Source organism: Chitinophaga caseinilytica (assembly GCF_038396765.1).
In the GTDB taxonomy this organism is placed as follows: Bacteria; Bacteroidota; Bacteroidia; order Chitinophagales; family Chitinophagaceae; genus Chitinophaga; species Chitinophaga caseinilytica.
In genome coordinates, this window is record NZ_CP150096.1 from 639318 (window position 1) to 662560 (window position 23243).

Sequence of the window (23243 nt, forward strand, 5' to 3'; positions counted from 1 at the left end):
TTGTAAAATTTTCAAAAAAAATGTGCCGGCAATTTCAATCCAGCATTTTCCGCAACGCGGCCAGATCGAAATTTTCCAGGAAATTCTGGAAAAGCCTTGCAGAAAAACCCTCGTCCTTGCCGAGCTCGTAACGAAACTGCACTTCCATGAACAACGGCTTCGTTGTTTGTCCATTCGTGGAAGTGAAATACGCCGGGTTTAAAACATACAATGCCGACGAATACTCGCCTTCCTCATCATAAAACTGCCCGAGATTCTCCAGGCGCTTGTTTGCATCGTAGGTTTTATTGTCGTTGTCTACTACCGCGGGCTTCTGCAGCCAGTCTTCCTTTTTGGCGGACAGCAACTCCTTCAACTTCGCCTTTTTCGCTTCGTACAATTTGGGATAGGCCTGCCTGTCTGCCTCCAGCAACGCTCTTTTTTTCACAGCCCAATCTGCCGTCTCGTTTGCGACGTCTTTCGTCAATTTATCGTGGGCGAAATTGAAATTCGCTTTTTCGATCTCCAGGTATTCCAGCATGTCTTCCAGGTATTGCTTCCTGCTCACCGGGATCAGCAAGGGCACCCCGGGCCGGGTGATCAGATAACGCCGGTCTATCCATTTATAGGCATCCGGCCTGCGCTGATCGTACCTGTCCCCCCTCAACCAGTTTTCCGTAAAACCATCTCCATTGATGATCTTCAGAAAATCGGCGTGCTTGTTTTTATAGTTATTCGACCTGCCGGTAAGCATGATGGATTCAGAAATATATTGGGATACCTTGCTGGGGCTATTCTTCCTGTCGCTTTCAAAATTGGCTCCCATCCTGGCTTCCACCGGGATCTCGTAGCGTAACTGACCGGTGACGGAAAACTCGCCGATACCGCCTGCCTTCGCCCCGATAAAAATGAAAGGATTTATGTCCACCCGCATCACGGTCCTGTATTCATCTACGATCTTAGGCAGATGTTCGGTAACATGGCAAACATATTGGTACACGCCTAACTGATATCCGTACCCGGCAACGTTCAATTTTCCATAGTTGCTGTTGGATGTCCTGGAAAAGCTCACCCTGGCGGCGCATCCCGTGAGTTTAAAATCCCTCCGGCTGGATTCCTCCAGTTTTTCGATGGCGATCAGGGTTTTCAGGATCGCCGCCTTTTCGGCCGCCGTTCCTTTAAGACTGGTGGGGTATTTGGTTTGATTGTGATCGGTATAAATCCCCGCAACTGCATCCGCGGTTTCGCTGCAAGGTACCTGCGGCGCCGTGATCCTGGATCCGTTCTGCGCCACCACAAACTGGCAGCAGAACAAAAACACACCGCAGACGGCAAATAATTTCGTTGGATAGCTATGCATAGTGGTGGTTGTTTTGATTTATTTCCCTATCATTCCCGTACCCTGAATAGCACCTACTCCCGATATAATACTCATCCGTCCTTCCACACCCACAGACCCTGAAGCGGCCGTTCCCAGCAGCCCGGGCTCTTTGATCCCGGGATTACGGAACCCCGATTCAATTTCCGCCCCGGCTTTTACGACCACATCTTTCACGCCCGTCCGGTCTATCTCCACATCAAACCCGCCGCCCACGTTGGCACTCGCTTCCAGCGGACCAATCTTACCACCGGCGCTTACCTTGGGGCCGAAGCTGACCGTACAACTTTTAAACGAATCGCCGAAGCCGGCATGGTCCAGGTCTTGATTGAGCTTGACGCCAATTGCCAGCAGGTTGAAGGAAGTACTCAGGCCGCTGCAGTCGATTTTTATGCTGAACCCCAGGTTCGCAACGCCCAGCGACTGGCTGAATTCACTGTTGATATTGCACCGGGGGTCTTTGAACGTGGCCAGCTTCCCGGCTTTGCCATCACCCGCATCCACACATTCATATCGGGTAACGGATTCATAATTGAAGCCGTTCAACGTCAGCGACAAATCCCGCAGCCACTGCATTTTCAATCCGGCATGAATGCCCGGCAACATTTCAGGGTAGGAAGTATACAGCGCGGAATAGGAAAGTTCGTTCAGCAGTTGTTTATCGGCGTCGAGATACGCTTTGTACAGTTCTTCCATTTTACCGTTGTAAGGTTGCAGGAATTCATTGGCTGCCTTCACCGCATCGAGGCACAACGCTTCATTGTTGGCCGATCCGCCTTGTCCTACGTCCTTCCATTTCTCGTCGATTTTATGCATGGCGTCCTCGTACTTTTTCCGCATGGCGGCGCCTTCTCCGTTCCGGAACTCCGACATCATCCGCAACACGGCCTGCTTTTTCTTTTGCAGGTTTTGCAATACAATATTCTGCCGCGCATTCATTTCTTCAGAAAACATGGGCACCGCCGCAATGGCGAGCGCGCTTTGCTGGCTTACCGATCCGGGATTGTTCACCGCCTGGTTCATGGCGCTCATGAATTGCTTTTGCTGCGCTTCCAGCTGCTTAACCATCCCTTTGTTCGATTCTTCGGTTATTTTCTGCAGGGGCTTCATTTGCTGGTCGATATCTTTTCTGAATTGCTTCCAGACGGGCTCCAGTGCTTTGCATTCTTCCACCGATTTCGGGAACGGCGGCATGGAGAAGCCGCCCAGCTGCAGGAGGTCGTCATTCGTATTGGCGGGCGGGAAACTGTTGTAGTCATTCCCGGTGATGGAATATCCCAGTTGCCTTAGCTTGTCTTTCCGTTCCTGGGTAGCGCCCTGCTTGAAGGCGGCCTTTGCATACGCCATTGCTGCGGTTTTATTCCCGCTGCCCGCCGCGATGAGGCATTTTGTTTCATTGGCTTGCGCATGGCCGGCATTCAATGCCAATGTGCTATCCAGGTATTGGCTGGCCTTTTCCGTTTCGCCCAGGGCAAACCACGCCTGGCCGAGGTTATTCAGGACGGTGGTATTTTTCCGGAACCTGCCGTTCAGGTTATTGAGGATGGGGATGGCCAATTCCGGGGCGCCCGTCATGGTAAGCATGGAGGCATAGTTGCTGAGGTTATCTATATTGCCGGCATCGTTACCGCATACCTGGGCCATGACGCCCAGCGCAATCTGCGTTCGGCCCGCCATCCACAAGGCCGCGGCGGCATTGCCGATTTCGTCGGCGTCCGCCCCTTTCTGTTTCAATGCTGTATAAATTTCACCGGCTTTGTTTTTTGCTGCGGGCGGCATAGCCGCGAAAACGGCGTTGCTCCCTGTGCCGATGAACGCGCCCATAGCGGCGGTTGTGGGGGTCGCGGCAATGGATGCTTTCGATTTGTTCTTTTTGTCGATAGACAGGCCGGCGGATCTCCCGGCCGTGGCCGCATTATCGTTCACTTGCTGGATGGCATTATTCATTTTTGTGCCCGCTCCGAACACGTTCAACATGCTATCGTAGCTTTTTCTGGCCGCGGGGTCCATTTTGGCAAGTTGGGCTGCCAGCTGCTTCTGCGCTTCCGCCAGTTGCTTTCTGTCGGCCTCCATCTGCGCAGGGGAAGGCCTTTGCGCGAAGGCCGCGGAGTTTGCCAGCACGATCAGCAGGAGAAACAGGATTTGCTTTTTGTATTTCATGGTGAGCATTTGAGGTGTATAGACATTTTACGGCCTGGGAGGCACTGGCTGCACTTTACCTTCATCGGCCTGCACGCAGTTTGTGATGTAAATGTAGTTTCGGGTAACGGCTCCCGTTATCATGAAAAAGCATGATTTTCCCCCTTTCAAAAAATCATTAAAAAAGACGAGCGGGCGCTATTCCCCTTTTCCGTAATTTGTAGTTATGGAATATTGTAAACCGGAAGTATGAGAAAATTAATACTGATACTCATTATCTTACAAGCTACTGGCGGCGTCGGGGCATTGGCACAAACCAAATATCTTGACAGTCTGAGGGCAGAAATCGACAAGCATCCTTCCAGAGACACCGCGCGCGTCCGCCTCATTCAACAATACACCCAGAACGCCATCAACGAGAACACCACCCTCCTGTTGCCCTATATCAACGAAATGATTGCCATCAGCAAGGAGAAACACTATCAGAGGGGCTTGCAGATCGCTTACAGTACGCAGGAAATATATTATGCCGATCGCGGAGATTTTCCCATGGCGTTTTTATATGCAGACTCCGCATTCATGGCTTTCCAGGGAGACACATCCAGCGCGGCAATTATCGAAAAAGCGTTCCTCCACCATAACCTGGGCATGGAATGTTTCAAAATCGGGGATTATGATCAATCCATCCACCATTACACCGAGGCAGCAACGGTTCTTGAGGTATATAAACCCCAGGTGGTGTCGGTCGTTTACGATGGTATGGCAGAAGTGTACAACAAACTGTCGCAAACGGAAAAGTCGGTGGAATACGATAAAAAAGCTATCGCTTCCGCCGAAAAAAACGGGAGCCCGGCTGCGGTGGCCGGCAGATACCTAAACTACATCACCCGGCTTCTCGGCAGAAACCAATTCACCGAAGCCGAGATGCTATTGAATAAAGTTGAGCCCGTTGTCAGAAAAAACAACAAGCCCATCCAACTTTTCCTCTTTTGCGAAAGCAAAGGCTCGATATACCAGGAAAAGAAGCAATTCAAGGAAGCCATTGCAAATTTCAAACAGGCGAACGAATATGCATTGGCGATCGACGATAAATACCAGCAACTTGCCATTCTCGGCCCCCTCGCCCAATGCCTCATGGAGGCCGGACAACCTGCCGAGGCCCGGCTATATTTAGACACCCTGTTAAGCAAATCCATTGCCTATCAAATGAAAACATACAGACTGGATGCTTATAAGCTGCTGGCGATGTGGTATCAAAACAGATCGGATTGGAAAACAGCGAACGAATACCTGAATAAAAAGCTCTTGCTGTCAGACACCATCATGTCTGATGAAATGAAAGAACAAACGGCGATGATGGAAACCCGGTTCAAGGTAGCCGGGAAAGACCGGGAGATCAATTCCCTGCAAAAAGAGCGGGAAATCGCGCAACTCCAGCTTCGCCAGAAAAACATCCTCAACTATTTCCTGATTGCCGGAGCGGCGGCTTTACTGGCGATTTCATTGCTTACCTACCGCAACTACCGTAACCGCCAGAAATTGCAACAGGCAAAGATCGACGAGCTCGAAACAGAAAAGCAGCTCACCGCCACCGAAGCCGTGCTGAAGGGAGAAGAACAGGAACGAAGCCGCCTTGCCAAAGACCTTCACGACGGCCTGGGCGGCATGCTCAGCGGCATCAAACATGCATTGAGCAGTATGAAAGGGAATGTGATCATGACACCCGAAAATGCGCAGGCCTTTGAGCGCAGCATAGACATGCTCGATTCTTCCATCCACGAAATGCGAAGGGTAGCGCACAACATGATGCCTGAAATACTGGTAAAATACGGGCTCGATACCGCACTGAAAGACTACTGCATGGAAATTGACAACAGTGGCGTGGTAAAGCTCAGCTATCAATCCATCGGCATGCACGATTTTGCAGCAGATCACACCACGGCAGTCACCATTTACCGTATTGCACAGGAGCTCATCAGTAATGCCGTCAAACATGGCAACGCACAAAACCTGCTCGTGCAATCCCATTATGCCTCGCCGGAAAAGCTGTTTGCACTTACCGTCGAAGACGATGGCCGTGGGTTTGATGTGCAGTCCCTGAAAAATGCCAGGGGGATGGGATGGCATAACATTCAGAACAGGGTCGATTTTTTAAGGGGAAGAATTGATATCAGTACAGGACCAGGCAAAGGAACTTCGGTATTGGTAGAAATAAACGTTTAGCGCCGCCGCCGGCTTAATTCCTGGATTGCATGCAAATAAAGCTGTTCATAGTTGACGACCATTACATGGTAATTGAAGGTATCCGCTCCCTCTTGCAGCAAGAGCCTTCGATAGCATGGCTCGGGCATGCTACCAATGCGGCCAGCTGCATCAGCTTCCTGCAACACCAGCAGCCAGACGTGATATTGATGGACATCAACCTCCCCGACATGAGCGGCATCGAGCTTTGCAGGCGGGTACATGGTATGTATCCCGGCTGCGGGATCCTCGGGCTCAGCACATTCAATCAGCATTCCGTTATCAGGGATATGATCGATAACGGCGCATCGGGATATCTCCTTAAAAACGCCGGTAAACAGGAACTGATGACGGCCATTCTACTCGCCGCCAAAGGAAAAACCTATATGAGCATCGAAGCCAGCGCCAGTTTGAAAGATTCCGAACATCAAATCCCCATTCTTACCCGAAGGGAAAAAGAGATATTGAAGCTCATCGCCGCCGGCCTCACCAATGCGGCCATCGCGGAAAAATTATTCATCAGTATGCCCACGGTAAATACCCATCGCAGAAGCCTCCTCGAAAAGTTCGATGCAAAGAATACGGCCATATTAATCGGGAAAGCGGCCAAAATGGGATTGATCCATGTGGAATAACGGAATTCGGGCTATGTTAAGATCATGCAAAGGGAAATCGAATTACGGCCACAATCCCGGGAAAACCTGCTTCAGCAAAGCAACCAGCAATAACACCCCGATAATCAGCAGTATCAACCATCCCGTTCTCTTTGTCTTCAACTGAAAGGCAACCAGGAAAGAGAGTACGGCAGCAAAAGCGGACACCATTATCGTCCCCCTTCCACAATAATACACGCGCTCCCCGAAGGTTTCCGCCACCAACGTCGGCATGCGGATGAGCTGGAAAGCCAGTTCCGCCCAAAACGCCATCAATGCTCCCTGTACAGTCAGATACCCGATCCCCCTGTCCGGCGCCGCACGCAGTAACCGCTTCTGGAAAAGGATCAATATCAAGACCAGGTAACCGATCAGAACCACTCCATGGATATTGATGGGCGTGGAAGGGATCCGCTCCGGAATGGCGAACGGGGCGAAGAAAAACAGCCACCATTGCACCAGGAGCCCCGCTAACGTAATAAGGGAATACTTGAGTATAAGTTTATTCATAGGTATAAATGTTCCTAATTTTTCCCGCTCGACGCTCTCCCCACAACCCCCGATCCCACCACCACCTCCATTTCTACCCGCTTCCCCGCCATGAGCTTAATGAGCAACCCCGCCGCCTTCGCCCCCATTTCGAACGCCGGCTGCGTCACCGTCGACAGCGAGGGCTGCAACATCCCCGCGATCTCCAGGTTCGAAAAACAGATCACTTTTACATCCTGCGGAATGCGCAGCGACAATTCATTGCAAGCCTGGTAAACCAGCGGCGCCAGCTTCTCCACCGCCGCCACAATGCCATCCGGCCGGTCTTTCCGGCGCAGGAGCCGCTTGATCGCCAGGAGGTTCCGGCGCGGGTCGGCATCGCAGCAAAGCACGTTCTTCGCCAACGGGCGATGGCCGGCTTCGCGGAGCGCGCTTTCGTAGCCGGAAAGCCGGTCTGCACTGATAGACAATTGCGGCGAAAGCCCCAGGAACGCCACCTGCCGGCAACCGTTCTTCAACAGCAGTTGCGTGGCATTGCCTGCACTCGCGGCATCATCGGTAACCACCTTCGGCGCAGGAACATCCGGCAGCACGCGGTCGAACAACACTACGGGAACGCCCTGGTCCATCAACGCCCGGATGTGCGCACCGTTCTCAGTAGTCCCGGAAACGGACATCAGCACCCCGTCTACCCGCCCGCTTTGAAAATCCTTCAGGATGGCCTGTTCGTCTTTATAATCTTCATGCGTCAGGCAAATGATGGAATGGTACCCTTTTTCCTTCGCCACCGCCGCGATCCCGTTGATCGCCAGCGAAAAAAACTATCCGCCACCTCGGGGATCACGATGCCGATGTTCCGGCTCTTCCGCCCGCGGAGACTGCTCGCATAAGGATTCGGCTTGTAATCGAGCCGCGCGGCCAGCTGCAGCACCCGCCGCTTGGTGGCTTCGCTGATCTCATGACTGTCCCGCAACGCTTTTGAAATCGTCGAAACCGAAAGCTGAAGCTCGCGGGCCAGGGCTTTTATGGTGATCTGCTGCATCTTTCTACGAAACCGGTTTCGTAAATAAAGAAAGTGGAAACGTACCCAACCACTTAAAAATAACCGAAATTATGGATGGATTCCACATCTCTCAAACTACAAAAAATTTTGCCATGGGTAACCAGCAACCGTTCAAACCCTCGGAAATCAATCCCCTGAACAACCTCGATGAATGGGAAGACGCCGTCCTCAACCGGTACCCCGACCCAGACAGCATCGCCAAAGATAAAACGACCGACCAATACCGGAATTACGATACCCCGGAACGGGACACCGTCCGCGAGTTCTACCGGCTCAACCATACTTACCAGACCTACGATTTCGTACAGCAGAAACGCGCCGATTATCTCCGGTTCGACAAGAAGGAAATGCCCGTCTGGAAAGCGTTTGACTTCCTCAACGAATTGGTGGACGACTCCGACCCAGACACGGACCTCGACCAGTTCCAGCACCTCCTGCAGACTTCCGAAGCCATCCGGGCAGACGGCCACCCCGACTGGATGGTGCTCGTAGGCCTCATGCACGACATGGGCAAGGTGCTCTGCCTCTTCGGCGAGCCGCAATGGGCCGTGGTAGGCGATACTTTCCCCGTGGGATGCGCCTATTCCGACAAAATCGTGTACCCGGAATTCTTCAAAAACAACCCAGACTACCGCGACGAACGCTTCCAGTCGCCCACCGGCATTTACGAAAAAGGCTGCGGGCTGCGGAATGTGGACATGTCGTGGGGGCACGACGAATATGTGTACCAGATGATGAAAGACTATCTGCCGGAGCAGGGCCTCTACATGCTGCGGTACCATTCTTTCTACGCCTGGCACCGCGAAGGCGCGTACAGCGATCTGCTGGACGGGCACGACCGCGAAATGCTCCGTTGGGTAAAACTCTTTAATCCATACGATCTTTATTCGAAAAACCCCGTACCGCCGGATTGGAAACAGCTGCGGCCCTATTACGAAGACCTGGTGGCCAAATACCTGCCCGCCAACCTGAAATTCTGATTCCTGCCGCAACCACCAAACCCTTTCCACGCGTATGAATAAACTGCAGTTCGCCGACTATGTAGTTTTCTTTATCTATTTCATTATCGTTGCCGCATACGGATTTTACATCTACCGGAAAAAACGTTCCGCCGCCGCCAGCTCGAAAGATTTCTTCCTCGCGGAAGGATCGCTGACCTGGTGGGCGATCGGGGCATCCCTGATCGCGTCCAACATATCGGCGGAGCATTTCATCGGGATGTCGGGCTCGGGTTTCGCGCTGGGACTGGCCATTTCCACTTATGAATGGATGGCGGCGGCCACGCTGATCATCGTGGCGGTGGTGCTCATCCCCATTTACCTGAAAAACAAGATCTACACTATGCCGCAATTCCTCGCGAAGCGGTATAACGACAAAGTCAGCACCGTAATGGCGGTGTTCTGGCTGCTGGTGTATGTTTTCGTGAACCTCACGTCCATCATCTATCTCGGCGCATTGGCCATCACTTCCATTTCGACGATTACGTTCGGATGGTGCATCGCAGGGCTGAGCGTTTTTGCGATCATCGTGACGCTGGGCGGGATGAAAGTGATCGGTTATACGGATGTGATACAGGTGCTGGTATTGATTGTCGGTGGATTGGTGACTACTTATCTGGCGCTGTCGTTATTGTCGGAAAAGTTCGGTTATGACGGGAATATTCTCCAGGGATTGGGCGTGTTGCGGCGGGAAGCGCCTACGCATTTCCACATGATCTTCGACGAAAGCAACCCCTATTACAAGGAGCTTCCCGGCCTGTCTGTACTGATCGGCGGCATGTGGATCAACAACCTGGCCTATTGGGGATGCAATCAATACATCACGCAACGGGCGCTGGGGGCCGACCTGAAAACCGCCCGCAACGGCATTCTCTTCGCCGCTTTCCTGAAACTCCTCGTGCCCGTGATCGCCGTGCTGCCCGGCATCGTGATGTTCGTGCTGCATAAAAACGGCATGTTCCAGCAGGAAATGACCGATGCCGCCGGGCACGTGAAGCCCGACCACGCCTATCCCACGCTCATGAACCTCCTGCCGCCGGGCCTCAAAGGCGTAGCGTTCGCTGCGCTGACGGCCGCCATCGTGGCTTCCCTCGCCGGAAAGGCCAACAGTATTTCCACTATCTTCTCCCTGGACATTTATCAGAAATTCTTCCATAAAAACGCGACCGAAAGGCAACTGGTGCGCGCCGGCAAATGGGCGGTGATCGTTTCCATGGGCATCGCCGCGCTGGTGACCCCGGCCCTGCGCTCCCTCGACCAGGCGTACCAGTTCATCCAGGAATACGTCGGGTTTATTTCGCCGGGCGTACTGGCTATTTTCCTCCTCGGGTTCTTCTGGAAACGCACCACCGCTTCCGCGGCGCTCGCCGGCGCGTTGCTCACCATTCCCATTTCCACCGTCCTGAAATTCCTCCCGAAATGGACGGGCGGGGCGTTCCCGGATTTCCCGTTCCTCGACCGGATGTCTATCACGTTCGGCCTGCTCATCGCTGTGATGGTCGTTATCAGCCTGGCGAAACCCCGGCAGGAAACGGAAACGCCTATCGAGATCGACCGCTCCATGTTCCGCACCACCACCGGCTTCAAAGTGGGCGCGGTCATTATCATCGGAATTCTGGCGGCGCTGTACACGGTGTTTTGGTAACAATTATCATTATTTGAATGCCGTATCCGGCCGATTTTCACCGGATATGATGCCTGCATCCACAAACCGGTCAAAATCCGTCAACTTCATGTTAAATCCCGTAACATCCGCGCCCACGGCCTCCCCTACCTTTGGACCAAACAAAGGTCTATGCGCAAGTTTAACTGGAACGGCGTTTTCCCCGCCCTTCTGACTCCCTTCACTCCGTCCGACGAACTGGACATCGACATGTGGAAAATCAATCTCGCCGCGCAGCTCGATGCGGGTGTAGATGGCATCATCATCGGCGGTTCCCTCGGCGAAGCCAGCACGCTCACCAACGAAGAGAAAAAGCAGCTGTATCAGGCCGCGCGGGATTTTCTGCCGAAGGGTTTCCCCATCCTCGTCAACATCGCCGAACAAACCACCAGCGCCGCCACCGCACTGGCAGCCGACGCCGAGTCCTGGGGCGCAGACGGACTGATGCTCCTGCCGCCCATGCGGTATTACGCAGACAATGCAGAAACGCTCGCTTTCTTTAAAGCCGTTGCATCCGCCACCAGACTGCCGATCATGCTGTACAACAACCCGGTGGACTATAAAATTTTCATCACGCTCGAGATGTTCGAGGAACTGTTGCCTTATCAAAACATCCAGGCGGTGAAAGAATCTTCGCGCGATGTCATCAACATTACCCGTATGATCAACCGCTTCGGCGACCGGTATAAAATCCTCACCGGCGTAGACCCCCTCGCCCTCGAAAGTCTCGTGCTCGGCGCAGACGGTTGGGTGGCAGGACTGGTAGACGCTTTCCCCCGCGAAACCGTGGCCATATTCAGGCTCGTCAAATCGGGAGATATCGCCACCGCACTGAAAATCTACCGCTGGTTTATGCCGCTCCTGGAGCTGGACATTCATCCCCGCCTCGTCCAATACATCAAACTGGCCGCTACCAGCACCGGCATCGGCACGGAAAACGTGCGCGCGCCAAGGCTTCAGCTGCAAGGCAAGGAACGCGAAACCGTTCAGCAAGTCATCGATACCGCATTGGCAACACGCCCCATTTTACCTGACTATCTCAACATCCATGCAAACGCCCAATAGCAACGGCCTTCATCCGTTCCAGGCCGTAAACCCAGCCACCGGCGCGCTGCTCGAAGGCACTTGCTTCCGCGCAACTTCCGCGGATGTGGATGCAGCGATGCATGCCGCCGTTACCGCTTTCGAAGCGTACCGCCGCGCCGGGAAAGATGAAAAAGCCCGTTTCCTCCGAACTATCGCCGAAGAGATCGAATCCGGCGGAGATGCAATAACGGAAAGGGCTTCGGCGGAAAGCGGGCTTCCGCTCACGCGCCTGCGCAACGAGCTCGTGCGCACCACTACCCAGCTCCGGCTTTTCGCCGGGCTCGTGGAAGAAGGTTCCTGGGTACAGCCCGTGATCCATACCGGTCCGCCGGATATCCGCAAAATGCTCGTGCCGTTGGGGCCGGTCGTGGTTTTCGGGGCCAGCAACTTTCCCCTGGCGTTCTCCGTGGCCGGCGGCGATACGGCTTCCGCACTGGCGGCCGGCTGCCCCGTGATCGTGAAAGCACATCCCGCGCACCCCGGCACCGGCGTGCTGGTAGCCGCTTCCATCCAATCCGCCATTGAAAAATGCGGCATGCCGGAAGGTGTTTTTTCCATATTGTTTGATGACGGACATGCCGTTGGCGCAGCGTTAGTGAAACATCCGGCTACGAAAGCGGTCGCGTTTACGGGCTCGCTGAAAGGCGGACTGGCATTGCAAAAGCTCGCAGCCGAACGTGCCATTCCCATCCCGGTTTTCGCGGAAATGGGCAGCATCAACCCTGTTTTGCTTTTACCCGCTGCGCTGGAAAAACGCGCGGCGGAAATCGCCACCCAACTCGCCGGATCGATCACGCTGGGCGGCGGGCAATTCTGCACCAAACCCGGGCTCATCCTCGCTTTGCGGTCGCCTTCCCTCCAGACTTTCACCACCGCGCTGGCTGCTGCCATCCGGGAAACCGCATCCGTGCCCATGCTCACCGCGGGCATCCATCAACATTATCATCAACTTTCCACCGCAACGGCCGCAGCAGATGGCGTGACGCTCCTCGCCGAAGGCGCCTCCGCTTCCGGAACGGTCCACTTCCCCACACGCGCGCGGCTCGCGCAGGTCAGCGCCCGGAATTTCCTTTCCAACCCGCATTTGCAGGAAGAAGTATTCGGGCCGTTCGCGATGATCGTGGTGGCGGAGGATTTGCAAGAACTGCGATCCGCCGCAGCGGTGCTCGGCGGGCAACTGACGGTTACCATCATAGCGGAACCGGACGAGCTGCCTGCGCATGAAATCCTCATTCAGCAACTGGCAGACCTGGCCGGGAGGATCGTCTTCAATGGCGTTCCCACCGGCGTGGAAGTTTGCGCTGCCATGCAGCATGGCGGCCCCTTCCCGGCGAGCACAGACAGCCGCTTCACCTCCGTGGGCCAGGGCGCCGTGGCCCGGTTCGTTCGCCCGCAGGCCTGGCAGAACTGGCCAGACGAACTGTTGCCCGATGAACTGAAATCCGCCAATCCGCTCAACATTATTCGTATCACCGACTTAACCTGTGCAAGAAAATGATATCGAAAACATTCTTTTGTGTAGACGCGCATACCTGCGGCAACCCCGTTCGCCTCGTGGCCGGCGGCGGCCCACTGTTGCAGGGGAACAGCATGAGCGAGAAACGCCAGCACTTCCTCCGGGAATTCGACTGGATCAGGACGGGGCTTATGTTTGAGCCCCGTGGCCACGACATGATGTCGGGCAGCATCCTCTACCCGCCGCACGATCCCGCGAACGATGTGGCCGTGCTTTTCATCGAAACGAGCGGCTGCCTCCCCATGTGCGGCCACGGTACCATCGGCACCATCACCATCGCCATCGAGGAAGGGTTGCTGACGCCGAAAATCCCCGGCACCGTGCGCATGGAAGCCCCCGCCGGCCTCATCATCATCGAATATCAGCAGGAAGGCAGGAAAGTGAAATCCGTTAAACTCCGCAACGTTCCCTCCTACCTCGCCGCCGAAAATCTGCAGATGGAATGCCCGGACCTGGGCATGCTCCGCTTCGATGTGGCCTATGGCGGCAACTTCTACGCCATCATTGACCCCCAGGAAAATTTCCGCGGGCTGGAACATCACACCGCCGCACAACTCGTGGCGTGGAGCCAGGTGATCCGCAAGCGGATCAACGATGCGCACACCTTCGTACACCCGCAAGACGCTACCATCAACGGTTGCAGCCATATCCAGTGGACCGGCGCGCCTATCGACCCCGCATCTTCCGGCCGCAACGCCGTTTTCTACGGAGACAAAGCGATCGACCGGTCGCCCTGCGGCACCGGCACATCCGCCAGGATGGCGCAATGGTTTGCGAAAGGGAAACTCCGGCAGGGTGAGCCCTTCATCCACGAAAGTTTCATCGGCAGCAAATTTACCGGTCGCGTGGAAGCCGTCACCGAGCTCGCCGGCAAGCCCGCCATCGTCCCCTCCATCGAAGGCTGGGCGCGGGTTTACGGGTACAACAACATCCGCATCGACGAGGCAGACGACCCTTACGCATTCGGTTTTCAGGTTATTTAAGTCAATTCCATGGCAGATATCGTTATCATCGGCGGAGGCATCGTTGGGCTGTGCTCGGCGTATTATCTCAACAAAGACGGCCACCGCGTTACCGTGCTCGACAAGGGCGACATTACCGGCAACTGCTCCTACGGCAATGCCGGCATGATCGTGCCCAGCCACTTCGTGCCCATGGCTTCGCCAGGCATGATCAACCGCGGCATCCGCTGGATGTTCGATAGCAAAAGTCCTTTTTACGTGAGACCGTCGTTCAGCCGGGAGCTGATCGGCTGGGGGTTACAATTTATGAGACATGCGAATGCGAAGCATGTGAAACGTTCCGCCGCGCCCCTTCGCGACCTGTCGCTGCTGAGCCATCGGTTGTATACCGAGCTCGCGGCGCAACCCGGTTTCGACGTGGGGCTGCGGCACCGGGGCATTCTCGCTTTCTTCAAAACGGAAAAAACCGGCGAAGAAGAATCGCACCTCGTGGAAGACGCCAGGGCATTGGGTTTGGACATGGCCGTACTGAACCCCGCGGAATGCAAAGCCCTCCAGCCCAGGCTCGAACTGGACGTGCTGGGCGCCGTTCATTACCGCTGCGACAGCCACCTCACACCCATGACGCTCATGGATGCGCTGCAAAAACACCTCGCGGAAAACGGCGTTACCGTCCTGAAGCACCACGAAGTCGACGGTGTGGAAATTGAGAAGGGCGTATTGAAATCGGTACTGGCCGGTGGAAGGAAGTTTACCGCCGACCGGTTCGTGCTGGCGGCGGGGTCGTGGTCGCCGGAGGTGGCGAAAACAATGGGCATCGGCGTTTCGCTCATGCCGGGAAAAGGCTACTCTTTTTTACAGCATAACCCGAACGGGATCGTGGAAGTGCCCGCGCTGCTTTGCGAAGCGCGGGTGGCCGTTACCCCGATGGACGGCCGTATCCGCTTCGGCGGAACGATGGAGCTCGGGCGGATGAACGACAAAATAAACATGAACCGTGTGGAAGGCATCGTGTCTTCCATCCCCGCATATTTCCCCAACCTGAACGTGAAAATGCCCGCTGCCGCGGAAGTCTGGCATGGATTCAGGCCTTCTTCGCCTGACGGGCTGCCTTACATCGGGTTGAGCAAAAAACTGAAAAACCTCGTGCTGGCAACGGGCCACGGTATGATGGGGCTGAGCCTCGGCCCGGCTACTGGATTGGTTGTCAGTCAGTTGGTTACGGAAAAACCCGCTGCTATTTCCCTTTCCGCTTTCTCACCGGACCGATTTTGACCATAACTTACCGGATTTTAACCTGATTTTGGTTTACAAATCCAGGGATGGGGTAAAAAGCGTAAATTAAGAGACGCATTCCGGTTATGAAAGTATTACCATTCACCATACTCTATCCAGATAACAAAAGCGTGATCGCAGAGCGGATCGAGCAGCCGCATTTTTATCCGCATCTCCACCGGCACGACGAGTACCAGCTCACGCTTGTGGAACGTGGCGAAGGCATGCTGCTGGCCGGGAACAATATGCATGCCTTCAAAGCCGGCGACGTTTTCCTTATCGGCAGCAACCTGCCGCACCTGTTCAAAAGCAATCCTGAATTTTTTGCGGCAGACAGTGGAAAATCCATCAAGGCATCGTCATTGTACTTTAACATCAAAGGCACGATTGGCGGGCTTTTCAACCTGCCGGAAATGAAAGTGCTGAAAACATGGCTTCAGGCGAACCAGCATGGTTTTAAAACCGACATTGCGCAGTGCCCGGAATTGCCGAAGCTGATAAAATCGGTGCACGATGCCGTTGGGCTCGATGCGTTGCACCGCTTTCTCGATGTTTTCACTTCGCTGCAAAACCTGCGGCACACCGAGCGGCTGTGCCCTGCGGATTATTCTGCGGACCTGTCTGAAAGCGAGGGCATGCGGCTGGGGAGGATCCTCCATTTCGTCATGCAGCGGTATCATACCCACGTTACGCTCGACGAAGTAGCGGCCGTTGCCTACATGACGCCGCAGGCGTTCTGCAGATATTTCAAAAGACATACGGGCCGCAGTTTCGTGACTTTTCTCAACGAAGTGCGCATCAACGAAGCCTGCAAAAGCCTCACCCAGACCGTGAACCCCGACGGCATTTCCGAAGCGGCTTACAAGGCGGGCTTCAACAGCATCACCAATTTCAACCGGGTGTTCAAAAGCGTGAAAGGCCGTTCACCGCGTGCGTACCTCGCCGAATTCCAATCCGTCAATACTTACCAGGGGCTATAAAAAATCTGACGAAAACGCCGTTCCGGCTGACGAAGCGCACTCATCCCCGCGCCTGACCATCGAAATACGCCCTATCTTTGCCGCGATATAATTATGATTAACCCTACACCTGCAAACCAACGCAACATGAACACGAACATCTACCCAACCATTCCATCCAAACAAATCCGCGCCCGGTTCGACGAATCTACCATCACCGTTTACCAGGCTTACAACCCGGCCATCGCGCAGGCTGCCGTACGCCACCAGACCTTCGTTTCCCCGTTCAAAGCGGAGCGCATGACGTGGATCAAACCATCTTTCCTGTGGATGATGTACCGCTCCGGATGGGCCACCAAAGAAAACCAGGAGCGCATCCTCGCCATCCGGCTCAAAAGAAGCGGCTTCGAGCGCGCACTGGAAAACGCCTGTCTGTCGCACTTCGACGCCAATGTTCACCGCGACCATGAGCAATGGCAAACGCTGGTGAAGAATACGGAAGTCCGCGTGCAGTGGGACCCCGAGAAAAACATCCACCTCGAAGAACTTTCGTACCGCTCCATCCAGATCGGGCTTTCCGGCTCGTCCGTCCGTTCGTATGTAAATGAATGGATCGTGGAAGTGGAAGATATTACGGCGTATTGCCAGACTATCCGGGAGACGCTGACGGCCGGACAAGCGGAGGCCGCTGCGGCCATGCTTCCCGCGGAAATGCCGTATGAATTGCCGCCGGCCACGAAATCCATTATCGGTGCGTTCTGAAAATGAAGAAGCCCGTGCGGCGGCACAGGCTTCAAGGATTATTGCTGGTAATTTATTTTCTTTCTCCGATCGACGTACGCAATTGCTCCGCTAGTTTCAATGTGAGGCAGCGCATACTTTTCTTCATACATCGCCCTCCATCGCTACCATCGCCTTTTCAAGCTTATCAACGTCTACCGTAAAATCGGCCGTGTGCGTTTCCGCGCTGGTGGCCTGGCTTAGCATGTAGTAATATTCGATATCCAATGCAGAGGCCTGGTTGAAGAAGCAGTTGAGGTGCGATTCGCCTTCGTTGCGGATTTCCAGGAGTTGGGTTCCGGGCTGCATGAACAGCATATTGGTGAGCCCTGCGCCGTGGAGGCCCATCAGTATTTTCGTTTCCGACATCAAACGGATTTGTGTGGCGAAATCGTAATCTTCGAAATAATGCACTTCATACCCGTGTTTGGCCATGAGGGCGGTTACTTCGGCTTCGTTGAGGATCCTGCGGCGGATGGCTTTTTTCCGGCTGATGAAAATTTTCCGGAACGGTGTTGCTCCCGGATGCACAAACCGATTGCGCAAACCGTTGATGGCCGATTCGCTGAAATGGCCCGTGGGAGCGGTGTGCGCAGGCAGTACCATTTCCGTTGTACGAACGATGCGGCGGATGCTGTAGTACTCCCACCGGAAACCGAGCATGCGCAGCGATGCTTCCACGTATGGCTTCTCGCGGTAACGCTCCGGCAGCAACACCACGTGCGAACTTTTCAAGCCTTCTACCGCCAGCAGCCGCGTGAGGGCGTCAGACAGCCAATGGTAATATTCCGCGCTCCATTCGTCGGTGATCCAGATGGCTTTTTCCACACGTTTTCCGGGCAGGGCGTACAAATACAGTTTCTTGAACTGCGAAAACCTGGAAAACGGGCGGATGTGGGTGTAATCGTTGGCAAAACGGAATTCAGACGGATTAAAAACCGCGTGTTTGATGACGGCGGCGTGGTGGAGCAGGAGGGTTTTCCGCTGGGGGATTTCCAGGGTAAACGCGCCTTCGAACAACGCTCGGTCTTTTTCATCGTAGTTGCGGGGGATTTTCCGGGTAACAGTAATGGTCCCGGCAGGGCGGGATTGTTTCAGCATGCTGATGGTTTCCATACCGTAAAAATACGATTGCCGGTTGGTACGGCAAAAGAATCATATCATGATAAGTTATGATTTGAGGAACCAGATGCGTGTTACCATGTTCAGCAGCAACACTACGATCAGCAACAGCATCCACCACGCTCTTTTCCGCGTCTTTTCAGGGATGTTTTTATTATTCCTTATCCAATTGATCCCCCAGATGCCCACGGCAACGAAAACAATGGCGCTGGGCACCGCCAGCCAGGGATCGGACAGTACAACCGTGCCCATCATCGACACGAAAAGCAGCGCCGCGATTCCCAGCGCGCCAGCCTGCATCGTCTTCACCGCTGCGCCGGCATCGATGGGATGCAATGCCTGGAGCGCCGCTTCCAGCTCAGGGAGCCGCTCGAGGTAATTAGGTATGTACAGCACCTCGGTGGCAGATTTACCACGGACCACGAAATGCCCCTGTTTAATTTTGCTGATCGACCGGATATCGCGGTGATAAATCCCCTGCATCTCCATCCCGTCCATCTCGCGGATGATCATCGTGTCGGTGATGACGATCGTGAGCGACGCCATGGGCGCCAGTGCTTTTTTCAGCCGCATCCGGTGCCAGATAACCATGGCCACCGCCACAACGGGGAATATGACCAGCTCTATCCGGAATACTTCGGGATCGACGGCATGGTCCATGAAATACATCATACAGAAGGCAAACAATAACGCTACCGACAGGATGCCGATAAACCGGAGAGACATTTTTCGGGCCATGGCTTGCATGGCGGGAGGATTTACTTTGAATTCAGGCACAGGGAGATCGAATTTCCGGCAAGATAATCATTAGCCGTCAATTCGTTCCCGACGGCGCCGGTACCGACATCCATCATGCACTATTTTCGATTGATTTTCAACACGATACAAGTATTTCCATTTCCTTCCCGCCCGGCTTACCTTTGTACCTTATGGGTAGCAATACCTATAGCCCCTGTACACACCAATCGTAATTTTGCTTCAACATGTTGCGCAGCTTATTTTTCCTCCTGCCGGGATTGCTTTTTTCCACCCCGTTTTTTCGGACGCCCCGCGCCCGGGAATCCCGCCGCAAAAGATCGCGTATCCTTTGCTGCTGGAAGATCCGGGGAAGCAGCTTACGATCGCCGACGTAGCCGCGCGCAGCGGGGATTTCAAGCGGTCTGCGGATGCGGTAGCCGTTCCCGGCGCCACTTCCTCGGCATGGTGGGTGAAGTTCGATGTCGAGAATCCGGTGGATGAAACGCTGTATCTCTCCATCGCTTCGGCAGGACTGCAGGAGATCGATCTCTACCATGAAACCATTCCCGGGCAATTCAGTAACGTCCGCTACCGTTCGGGCGCTGCGGGCGACGGGCGCATCATCCAGTCCAACATGCCCCTTTTACCCATGCACGCGCCACCGGCAAAACGCACCACCTATTATCTCCGGGTCACCGGCAACGCCGTGATGCGCCTGCGCATGGAAGTTGCGGCCATAGAATATCACCTCGAAACACAGCACGAAGATGATTTCATCCACGGTATTTTTTACGGCATCCTGTTGGCGCTGATGATCTACAACCTCTTCGCGTTCATCACCCTCCGCGACGTTTCCTACCTGCTATACGTGTTGTACATCCTCTTTTCCGGCCTGTCCACGCTCGTCCTCAATAATTACATCGCCGTCTTTTTCCCCAGCGCACGCTGGCTCAACGAAATGACGACCGTGCTGCCCGGCGGGATGCTGTTCGGCGTGCTGTTTACCAATACTTTTTTACGGGTGAAGGAACATGCGCCGCTGGTGTACAAACTGCGTGTTCCGCTGATGGTGTTCCTCATCGCCATCCCGTTAATGGCCCTGTTCGTATCCTGGCCGGTGATGTACATCGTATTGGAAGCCGCGATCTATATCACCTTCGCATATTGGCTGGCGGCGGGCATTTCGGTGTATGTGAAAGGGTTCAGGCCGGCCGTTTATTTCCTGGCGGGATTCGGATTGCTCATCGCGTTCGGTGTGGTGTATAACCTGCGGGACAACGGATTGCTGCCCGACAACGCATTCACGCGGCATTCGGCACAATTCGGCACGGCGCTGGAAGCGATCATCCTTTCCTGGGCGCTGACCAGCAAGCTGAATTTTTACAAACGCGCGAAAGAAACCCTCCAGCTCCAGGCGATGGAACAAAGCAGCGCGTTCTCCAAAGAAATGATCCGCATGCAGGAACACGAGCGCAAGCGCATCGCGTCGGAGCTGCACGACAGTGTGGGCCAGCAGCTCATCCTCATCAAAAACCGGCTGCTCCTCCTGCGCAACAAAACCGAAAACGATGCGCAGTCCATTTCCGGGGACATCGCCGGGAACGTGGCGGATACCATCCAGGAAATCCGGAATATTTCCTACTCCCTGCGGCCTTACCAGATGGATATGATGGGCCTTACCCAAAGCATCCAGAGCCTGGCAGAAGAAACCGGCGACGGCGCCAACGTTTTGATGGACGCGGGGATCGACAATATCGACCATCTTTTTTCCCCCGAAAACGAAATCAATATCTACCGCATCGTGCAGGAATTGCTGAACAACATGGTGAAGCATTCCGGCGCTACGCGGTGTACCCTGCGCGTGCACCGGGCCGTTTGGCTGATAAAAATCGTGGTGACGGACGATGGGGTCGGTTTCGGGAACGCGAACGAAAACGGCTTCGGCCTGCTGAGCATCCGTGAGCGCGTGCAGATCATGGGCGGCCAGTTCATCATTCATCCCGGCGAGGGCAAGGGCGCGGCGCTCTCCGTCAACATTCCTATTTCGTATCATGAAAACACTTGATATCCTCATTGCCGACGACCATCCGATTTTCCTCAAGGGCCTTCGGGAGGTGATCGAATCCGGCGGCGATTTCCGCGTCATCTACCAGGCCGCCAACGGCCGCGATGCGATAGAAGGCATCCGGTCCAAACGCCCGGACGTTGCCATTCTCGACATCGACATGCCCGAGCTGAACGGGCTCCAGGTGGCGGAGGAAGCTTTGCTCCACCAACCGGAGCTGCCCATCGTGCTGCTGACCATGCACAAGGTGAAAGACGCTTTCATGAAAGCCCTGGAGATCGGCATCATGGGGTATGTGCTGAAAGAAAACGCGGTGGTGGACGTGATCCACGCCATTCATTCAGTAACGGCTGGGAACGCGTATATCAGTCCGGAGATGTCTACTTTCCTGCTTCGGCAAAAGCACAAATCACCGACCGGCGCGGTGGAGATGATGGCCATGCTCACGCCATCGGAATTCCGGATCATCCACCTGGTGGCGGCTTACAAGTCGAGCCGGGAGATCGCCGAGGAGCTGGGCATCAGCGAAAAAACGGTGAGCAACCACCGGATGAACATTACGCGGAAGTTATCGCTTTCCGGGAAAAACAGCCTGTTGCGGTTCGCCATCGAGGCTACGGGCGGGAGCAAGCCGGTGTTTTAGGGGCAGAACAATCTCGGGGGTTGGTTTGTATTAATGGTAACCAAAATTCAAACCCACATGGAAATCAAGTCTTCCACCAAGTACTTTGCGGAAATGATCGGCACGTTCGCCCTGGTATTTTTTGGGTGCGGCGCGGCCGTGGTATCGGGGGTGAGTGCCTCCGGGCCTGCGGGCATCGGGCTGCTGGGGATCGCTTTTGCTTTCGGGCTGGCGGTGCTGGTGATGTGTTACGCGATCGGCGGCATCTCGGGCTGCCACATCAATCCCGCCATTACCATCGCCATGCTGACCGCCGGCAAGATCAAGGCGGCCGACGCGCTGGGGTACATCATCGCCCAATGCATCGGCGCAGTGATCGCCGCATGGGTGTTGTGGACCATCCAGAAAGGGCTTCCCGGCTGGCAACTCGGCGAATGGGCCCTGGGCTCCAACGGCTGGGGAGAAGGGTACGGCGCGGGATATAACACCGCTTCGGCGTTCGTGGCGGAAGCAGTGCTCACCTTCCTCTTCCTTTTCGTGATCTTCGGCGCTACCGGCAAATGGGGCAACGGCACCACCGCCGGCGTAGCCATCGGTCTTACCCTCACCTGCATCCACCTTTTCTGCATTCCCATCACTGGCACTTCCGTTAACCCCGCCCGCAGCCTCGGCCCCGCCATCTTCGCCGGCGGCAACGCTTTATCGCAGCTCTGGCTATTCATCGTAGCCCCCATCGTTGGCGGCATCGCAGCGGCACTCGTTTGGCGCGCGATGGACAAATCCTAAGCATCATTACCCATATAATTAAGTATTACTACCGGTGCGGCAAGGTTCTTGCCGCACTTATTTTTGCTGCCGTACAAAGACCTCAAAACCGCGCGATCATGGTACGGCAGGGATCCGTTATTTACAACCCTTACAACCAGGAGCAGTTCACTTTTCTCCAAACGCACGCCAGCACCGGTGGCGCTTACCTCCAGATCGCCGCAGTGGTAGGCCCTGGCGGCGAAACGGCCTGCGGCGCCCATCGCCACCGCCACCCGCTGCAGGAAGAAAAGTTCATCGTTCATTCCGGCAGCCTGTGGATGCAATCCGGCAACACGGCGCGGTTGTACCACGCGGGCGACCAGGTAGTGATACCGCCCGGCACCGCGCATGCATGGCGCAACGGCAGTCATACGGAACCGCTGCATTTCACGTACGAGATCGCACCGGCCATGCAGTGGGAAAGTATCCTCGAAACATTATGGTCGCTGTCGCAGAAAGGCGCGTTCAACCGCAGGGGCATCCCCTGCTTCCTGCAGCTGGCGGCCACTTTGCACCGCTATCCGGACCATTGCTACATGGCCGGCGTACCGGTCACATTGCAGAAATGGGCGTTCCGGATGTTGGCCTTATTGGCGAAATGGCTGGGGTACCGGCCATTCCACAAGTATCGCGGGGTGGGGGGATTATGATGCAACATGTTTTCCGTCGCACGATAAGTTATTAAAGACGCTTCTATGAAGAGATGGT

At 54.9% G+C, this 23243-nt stretch carries 21 protein-coding genes; 14 read left to right on the forward strand and 7 right to left on the reverse strand.

Annotation, left to right across the window (positions count from 1 at the left end; translation table 11 throughout):
* Positions 1–34: 34 nt before the first annotated feature.
* Entirely contained in the window at positions 35–1339 is a 1305-nt protein-coding gene (locus WJU22_RS02720) for a hypothetical protein (RefSeq protein ID WP_341841753.1), read from the reverse strand.
* Between the two features lie 18 nt (positions 1340–1357).
* Complete coding sequence (locus tag WJU22_RS02725) at positions 1358–3517, reverse strand: hypothetical protein (RefSeq protein WP_341841754.1); 2160 nt, start codon at positions 3515–3517, stop codon at positions 1358–1360.
* A 228-nt stretch (positions 3518–3745) separates the two neighbouring features.
* Here WJU22_RS02725 and WJU22_RS02730 point away from each other — a divergent pair, with 228 nt between their 5' ends.
* Together WJU22_RS02730 and WJU22_RS02735 are read left to right on the forward strand one after the other, a co-directional pair.
* Complete coding sequence (locus tag WJU22_RS02730) at positions 3746–5719, forward strand: tetratricopeptide repeat-containing sensor histidine kinase (protein ID WP_341841755.1); 1974 nt, start codon at positions 3746–3748, stop codon at positions 5717–5719.
* Between the two features lie 29 nt (positions 5720–5748).
* On the forward strand, positions 5749–6372 hold the full coding sequence (locus WJU22_RS02735) for a response regulator transcription factor (RefSeq protein ID WP_341841756.1): 624 nt from the start codon (positions 5749–5751) through the stop codon (positions 6370–6372).
* Positions 6373–6414: 42 nt separating this feature from the next.
* Here WJU22_RS02735 and WJU22_RS02740 read toward each other — a convergent pair whose 3' ends face one another.
* Genes WJU22_RS02740 through WJU22_RS02750 form a run of 3 tightly spaced genes read right to left on the reverse strand, consistent with a single transcriptional unit; the run spans position 6415 to position 7921 of the window.
* A complete protein-coding gene (locus WJU22_RS02740) occupies positions 6415–6900 on the reverse strand; it encodes a hypothetical protein (protein WP_341841757.1) in 486 nt (161 codons plus the stop codon).
* A 14-nt stretch (positions 6901–6914) separates the two neighbouring features.
* Positions 6915–7667 carry a substrate-binding domain-containing protein gene (locus tag WJU22_RS02745; RefSeq protein ID WP_341841758.1) on the reverse strand — a complete coding sequence of 251 codons (753 nt, stop codon included), beginning with the start codon at positions 7665–7667 and terminating at the stop codon, positions 6915–6917.
* Complete coding sequence (locus WJU22_RS02750; protein ID WP_341841759.1) at positions 7628–7921, reverse strand: LacI family DNA-binding transcriptional regulator; 294 nt, start codon at positions 7919–7921, stop codon at positions 7628–7630. The genes WJU22_RS02745 and WJU22_RS02750 overlap by 40 nt, the downstream gene beginning before the upstream one ends.
* A gap of 113 nt (positions 7922–8034) precedes the next feature.
* Here WJU22_RS02750 and WJU22_RS02755 point away from each other — a divergent pair, with 113 nt between their 5' ends.
* From WJU22_RS02755 to WJU22_RS02790, 8 genes are all read left to right on the forward strand, one after another.
* A complete protein-coding gene (locus WJU22_RS02755; RefSeq protein WP_341841760.1) occupies positions 8035–8922 on the forward strand; it encodes an inositol oxygenase family protein in 888 nt (295 codons plus the stop codon).
* Between the two features lie 34 nt (positions 8923–8956).
* A complete protein-coding gene (locus tag WJU22_RS02760) occupies positions 8957–10585 on the forward strand; it encodes a sodium/sugar symporter (protein ID WP_341841761.1) in 1629 nt (542 codons plus the stop codon).
* A gap of 150 nt (positions 10586–10735) precedes the next feature.
* Positions 10736–11668 (forward strand): dihydrodipicolinate synthase family protein, encoded by a 933-nt coding sequence (locus WJU22_RS02765; protein ID WP_341841762.1) that lies wholly within the window; start codon positions 10736–10738, stop codon positions 11666–11668.
* Positions 11652–13187: an aldehyde dehydrogenase (NADP(+)) gene (locus WJU22_RS02770; RefSeq protein WP_341841763.1), complete on the forward strand. Its 1536-nt coding sequence runs from the start codon at positions 11652–11654 to the stop codon at positions 13185–13187. Before WJU22_RS02765 ends, WJU22_RS02770 begins: the two co-directional genes overlap by 17 nt.
* A complete protein-coding gene (locus WJU22_RS02775) occupies positions 13184–14188 on the forward strand; it encodes a 4-hydroxyproline epimerase (protein ID WP_341841764.1) in 1005 nt (334 codons plus the stop codon). The genes WJU22_RS02770 and WJU22_RS02775 overlap by 4 nt, the downstream gene beginning before the upstream one ends.
* Positions 14189–14197: 9 nt before the next feature.
* Complete coding sequence (locus WJU22_RS02780) at positions 14198–15442, forward strand: NAD(P)/FAD-dependent oxidoreductase (protein WP_341841765.1); 1245 nt, start codon at positions 14198–14200, stop codon at positions 15440–15442.
* Between the two features lie 86 nt (positions 15443–15528).
* Complete coding sequence (locus WJU22_RS02785; RefSeq protein ID WP_341841766.1) at positions 15529–16422, forward strand: AraC family transcriptional regulator; 894 nt, start codon at positions 15529–15531, stop codon at positions 16420–16422.
* A 126-nt stretch (positions 16423–16548) separates the two neighbouring features.
* Positions 16549–17163, forward strand: coding sequence for a DUF4291 domain-containing protein (locus WJU22_RS02790; RefSeq protein WP_341841767.1), 615 nt, complete (start codon positions 16549–16551; stop codon positions 17161–17163).
* 123 nt (positions 17164–17286) lie between these two features.
* Here WJU22_RS02790 and WJU22_RS02795 read toward each other — a convergent pair whose 3' ends face one another.
* Together WJU22_RS02795 and WJU22_RS02800 are read right to left on the reverse strand one after the other, a co-directional pair.
* Entirely contained in the window at positions 17287–18282 is a 996-nt protein-coding gene (locus WJU22_RS02795; protein WP_341841768.1) for a glycosyltransferase family 61 protein, read from the reverse strand.
* A gap of 69 nt (positions 18283–18351) precedes the next feature.
* Positions 18352–19050 carry a hypothetical protein gene (locus WJU22_RS02800; RefSeq protein WP_341841769.1) on the reverse strand — a complete coding sequence of 233 codons (699 nt, stop codon included), beginning with the start codon at positions 19048–19050 and terminating at the stop codon, positions 18352–18354.
* A 340-nt stretch (positions 19051–19390) separates the two neighbouring features.
* Between WJU22_RS02800 and WJU22_RS02805 the strand changes: the two genes are divergently transcribed.
* From WJU22_RS02805 to WJU22_RS02820, 4 genes are all read left to right on the forward strand, one after another.
* A complete protein-coding gene (locus tag WJU22_RS02805; protein WP_341841770.1) occupies positions 19391–21106 on the forward strand; it encodes a sensor histidine kinase in 1716 nt (571 codons plus the stop codon).
* Positions 21093–21749, forward strand: a complete 657-nt coding sequence (locus tag WJU22_RS02810; RefSeq protein ID WP_341841771.1) for a response regulator transcription factor — start codon at positions 21093–21095, stop codon at positions 21747–21749. Before WJU22_RS02805 ends, WJU22_RS02810 begins: the two co-directional genes overlap by 14 nt.
* Positions 21750–21806: 57 nt before the next feature.
* Positions 21807–22514 carry an aquaporin Z gene (gene aqpZ, locus WJU22_RS02815; protein WP_341841772.1) on the forward strand — a complete coding sequence of 236 codons (708 nt, stop codon included), beginning with the start codon at positions 21807–21809 and terminating at the stop codon, positions 22512–22514.
* A 98-nt stretch (positions 22515–22612) separates the two neighbouring features.
* Positions 22613–23185: a cupin domain-containing protein gene (locus tag WJU22_RS02820; RefSeq protein ID WP_341841773.1), complete on the forward strand. Its 573-nt coding sequence runs from the start codon at positions 22613–22615 to the stop codon at positions 23183–23185.
* The last annotated feature ends 58 nt before the right edge of the window (positions 23186–23243 follow it).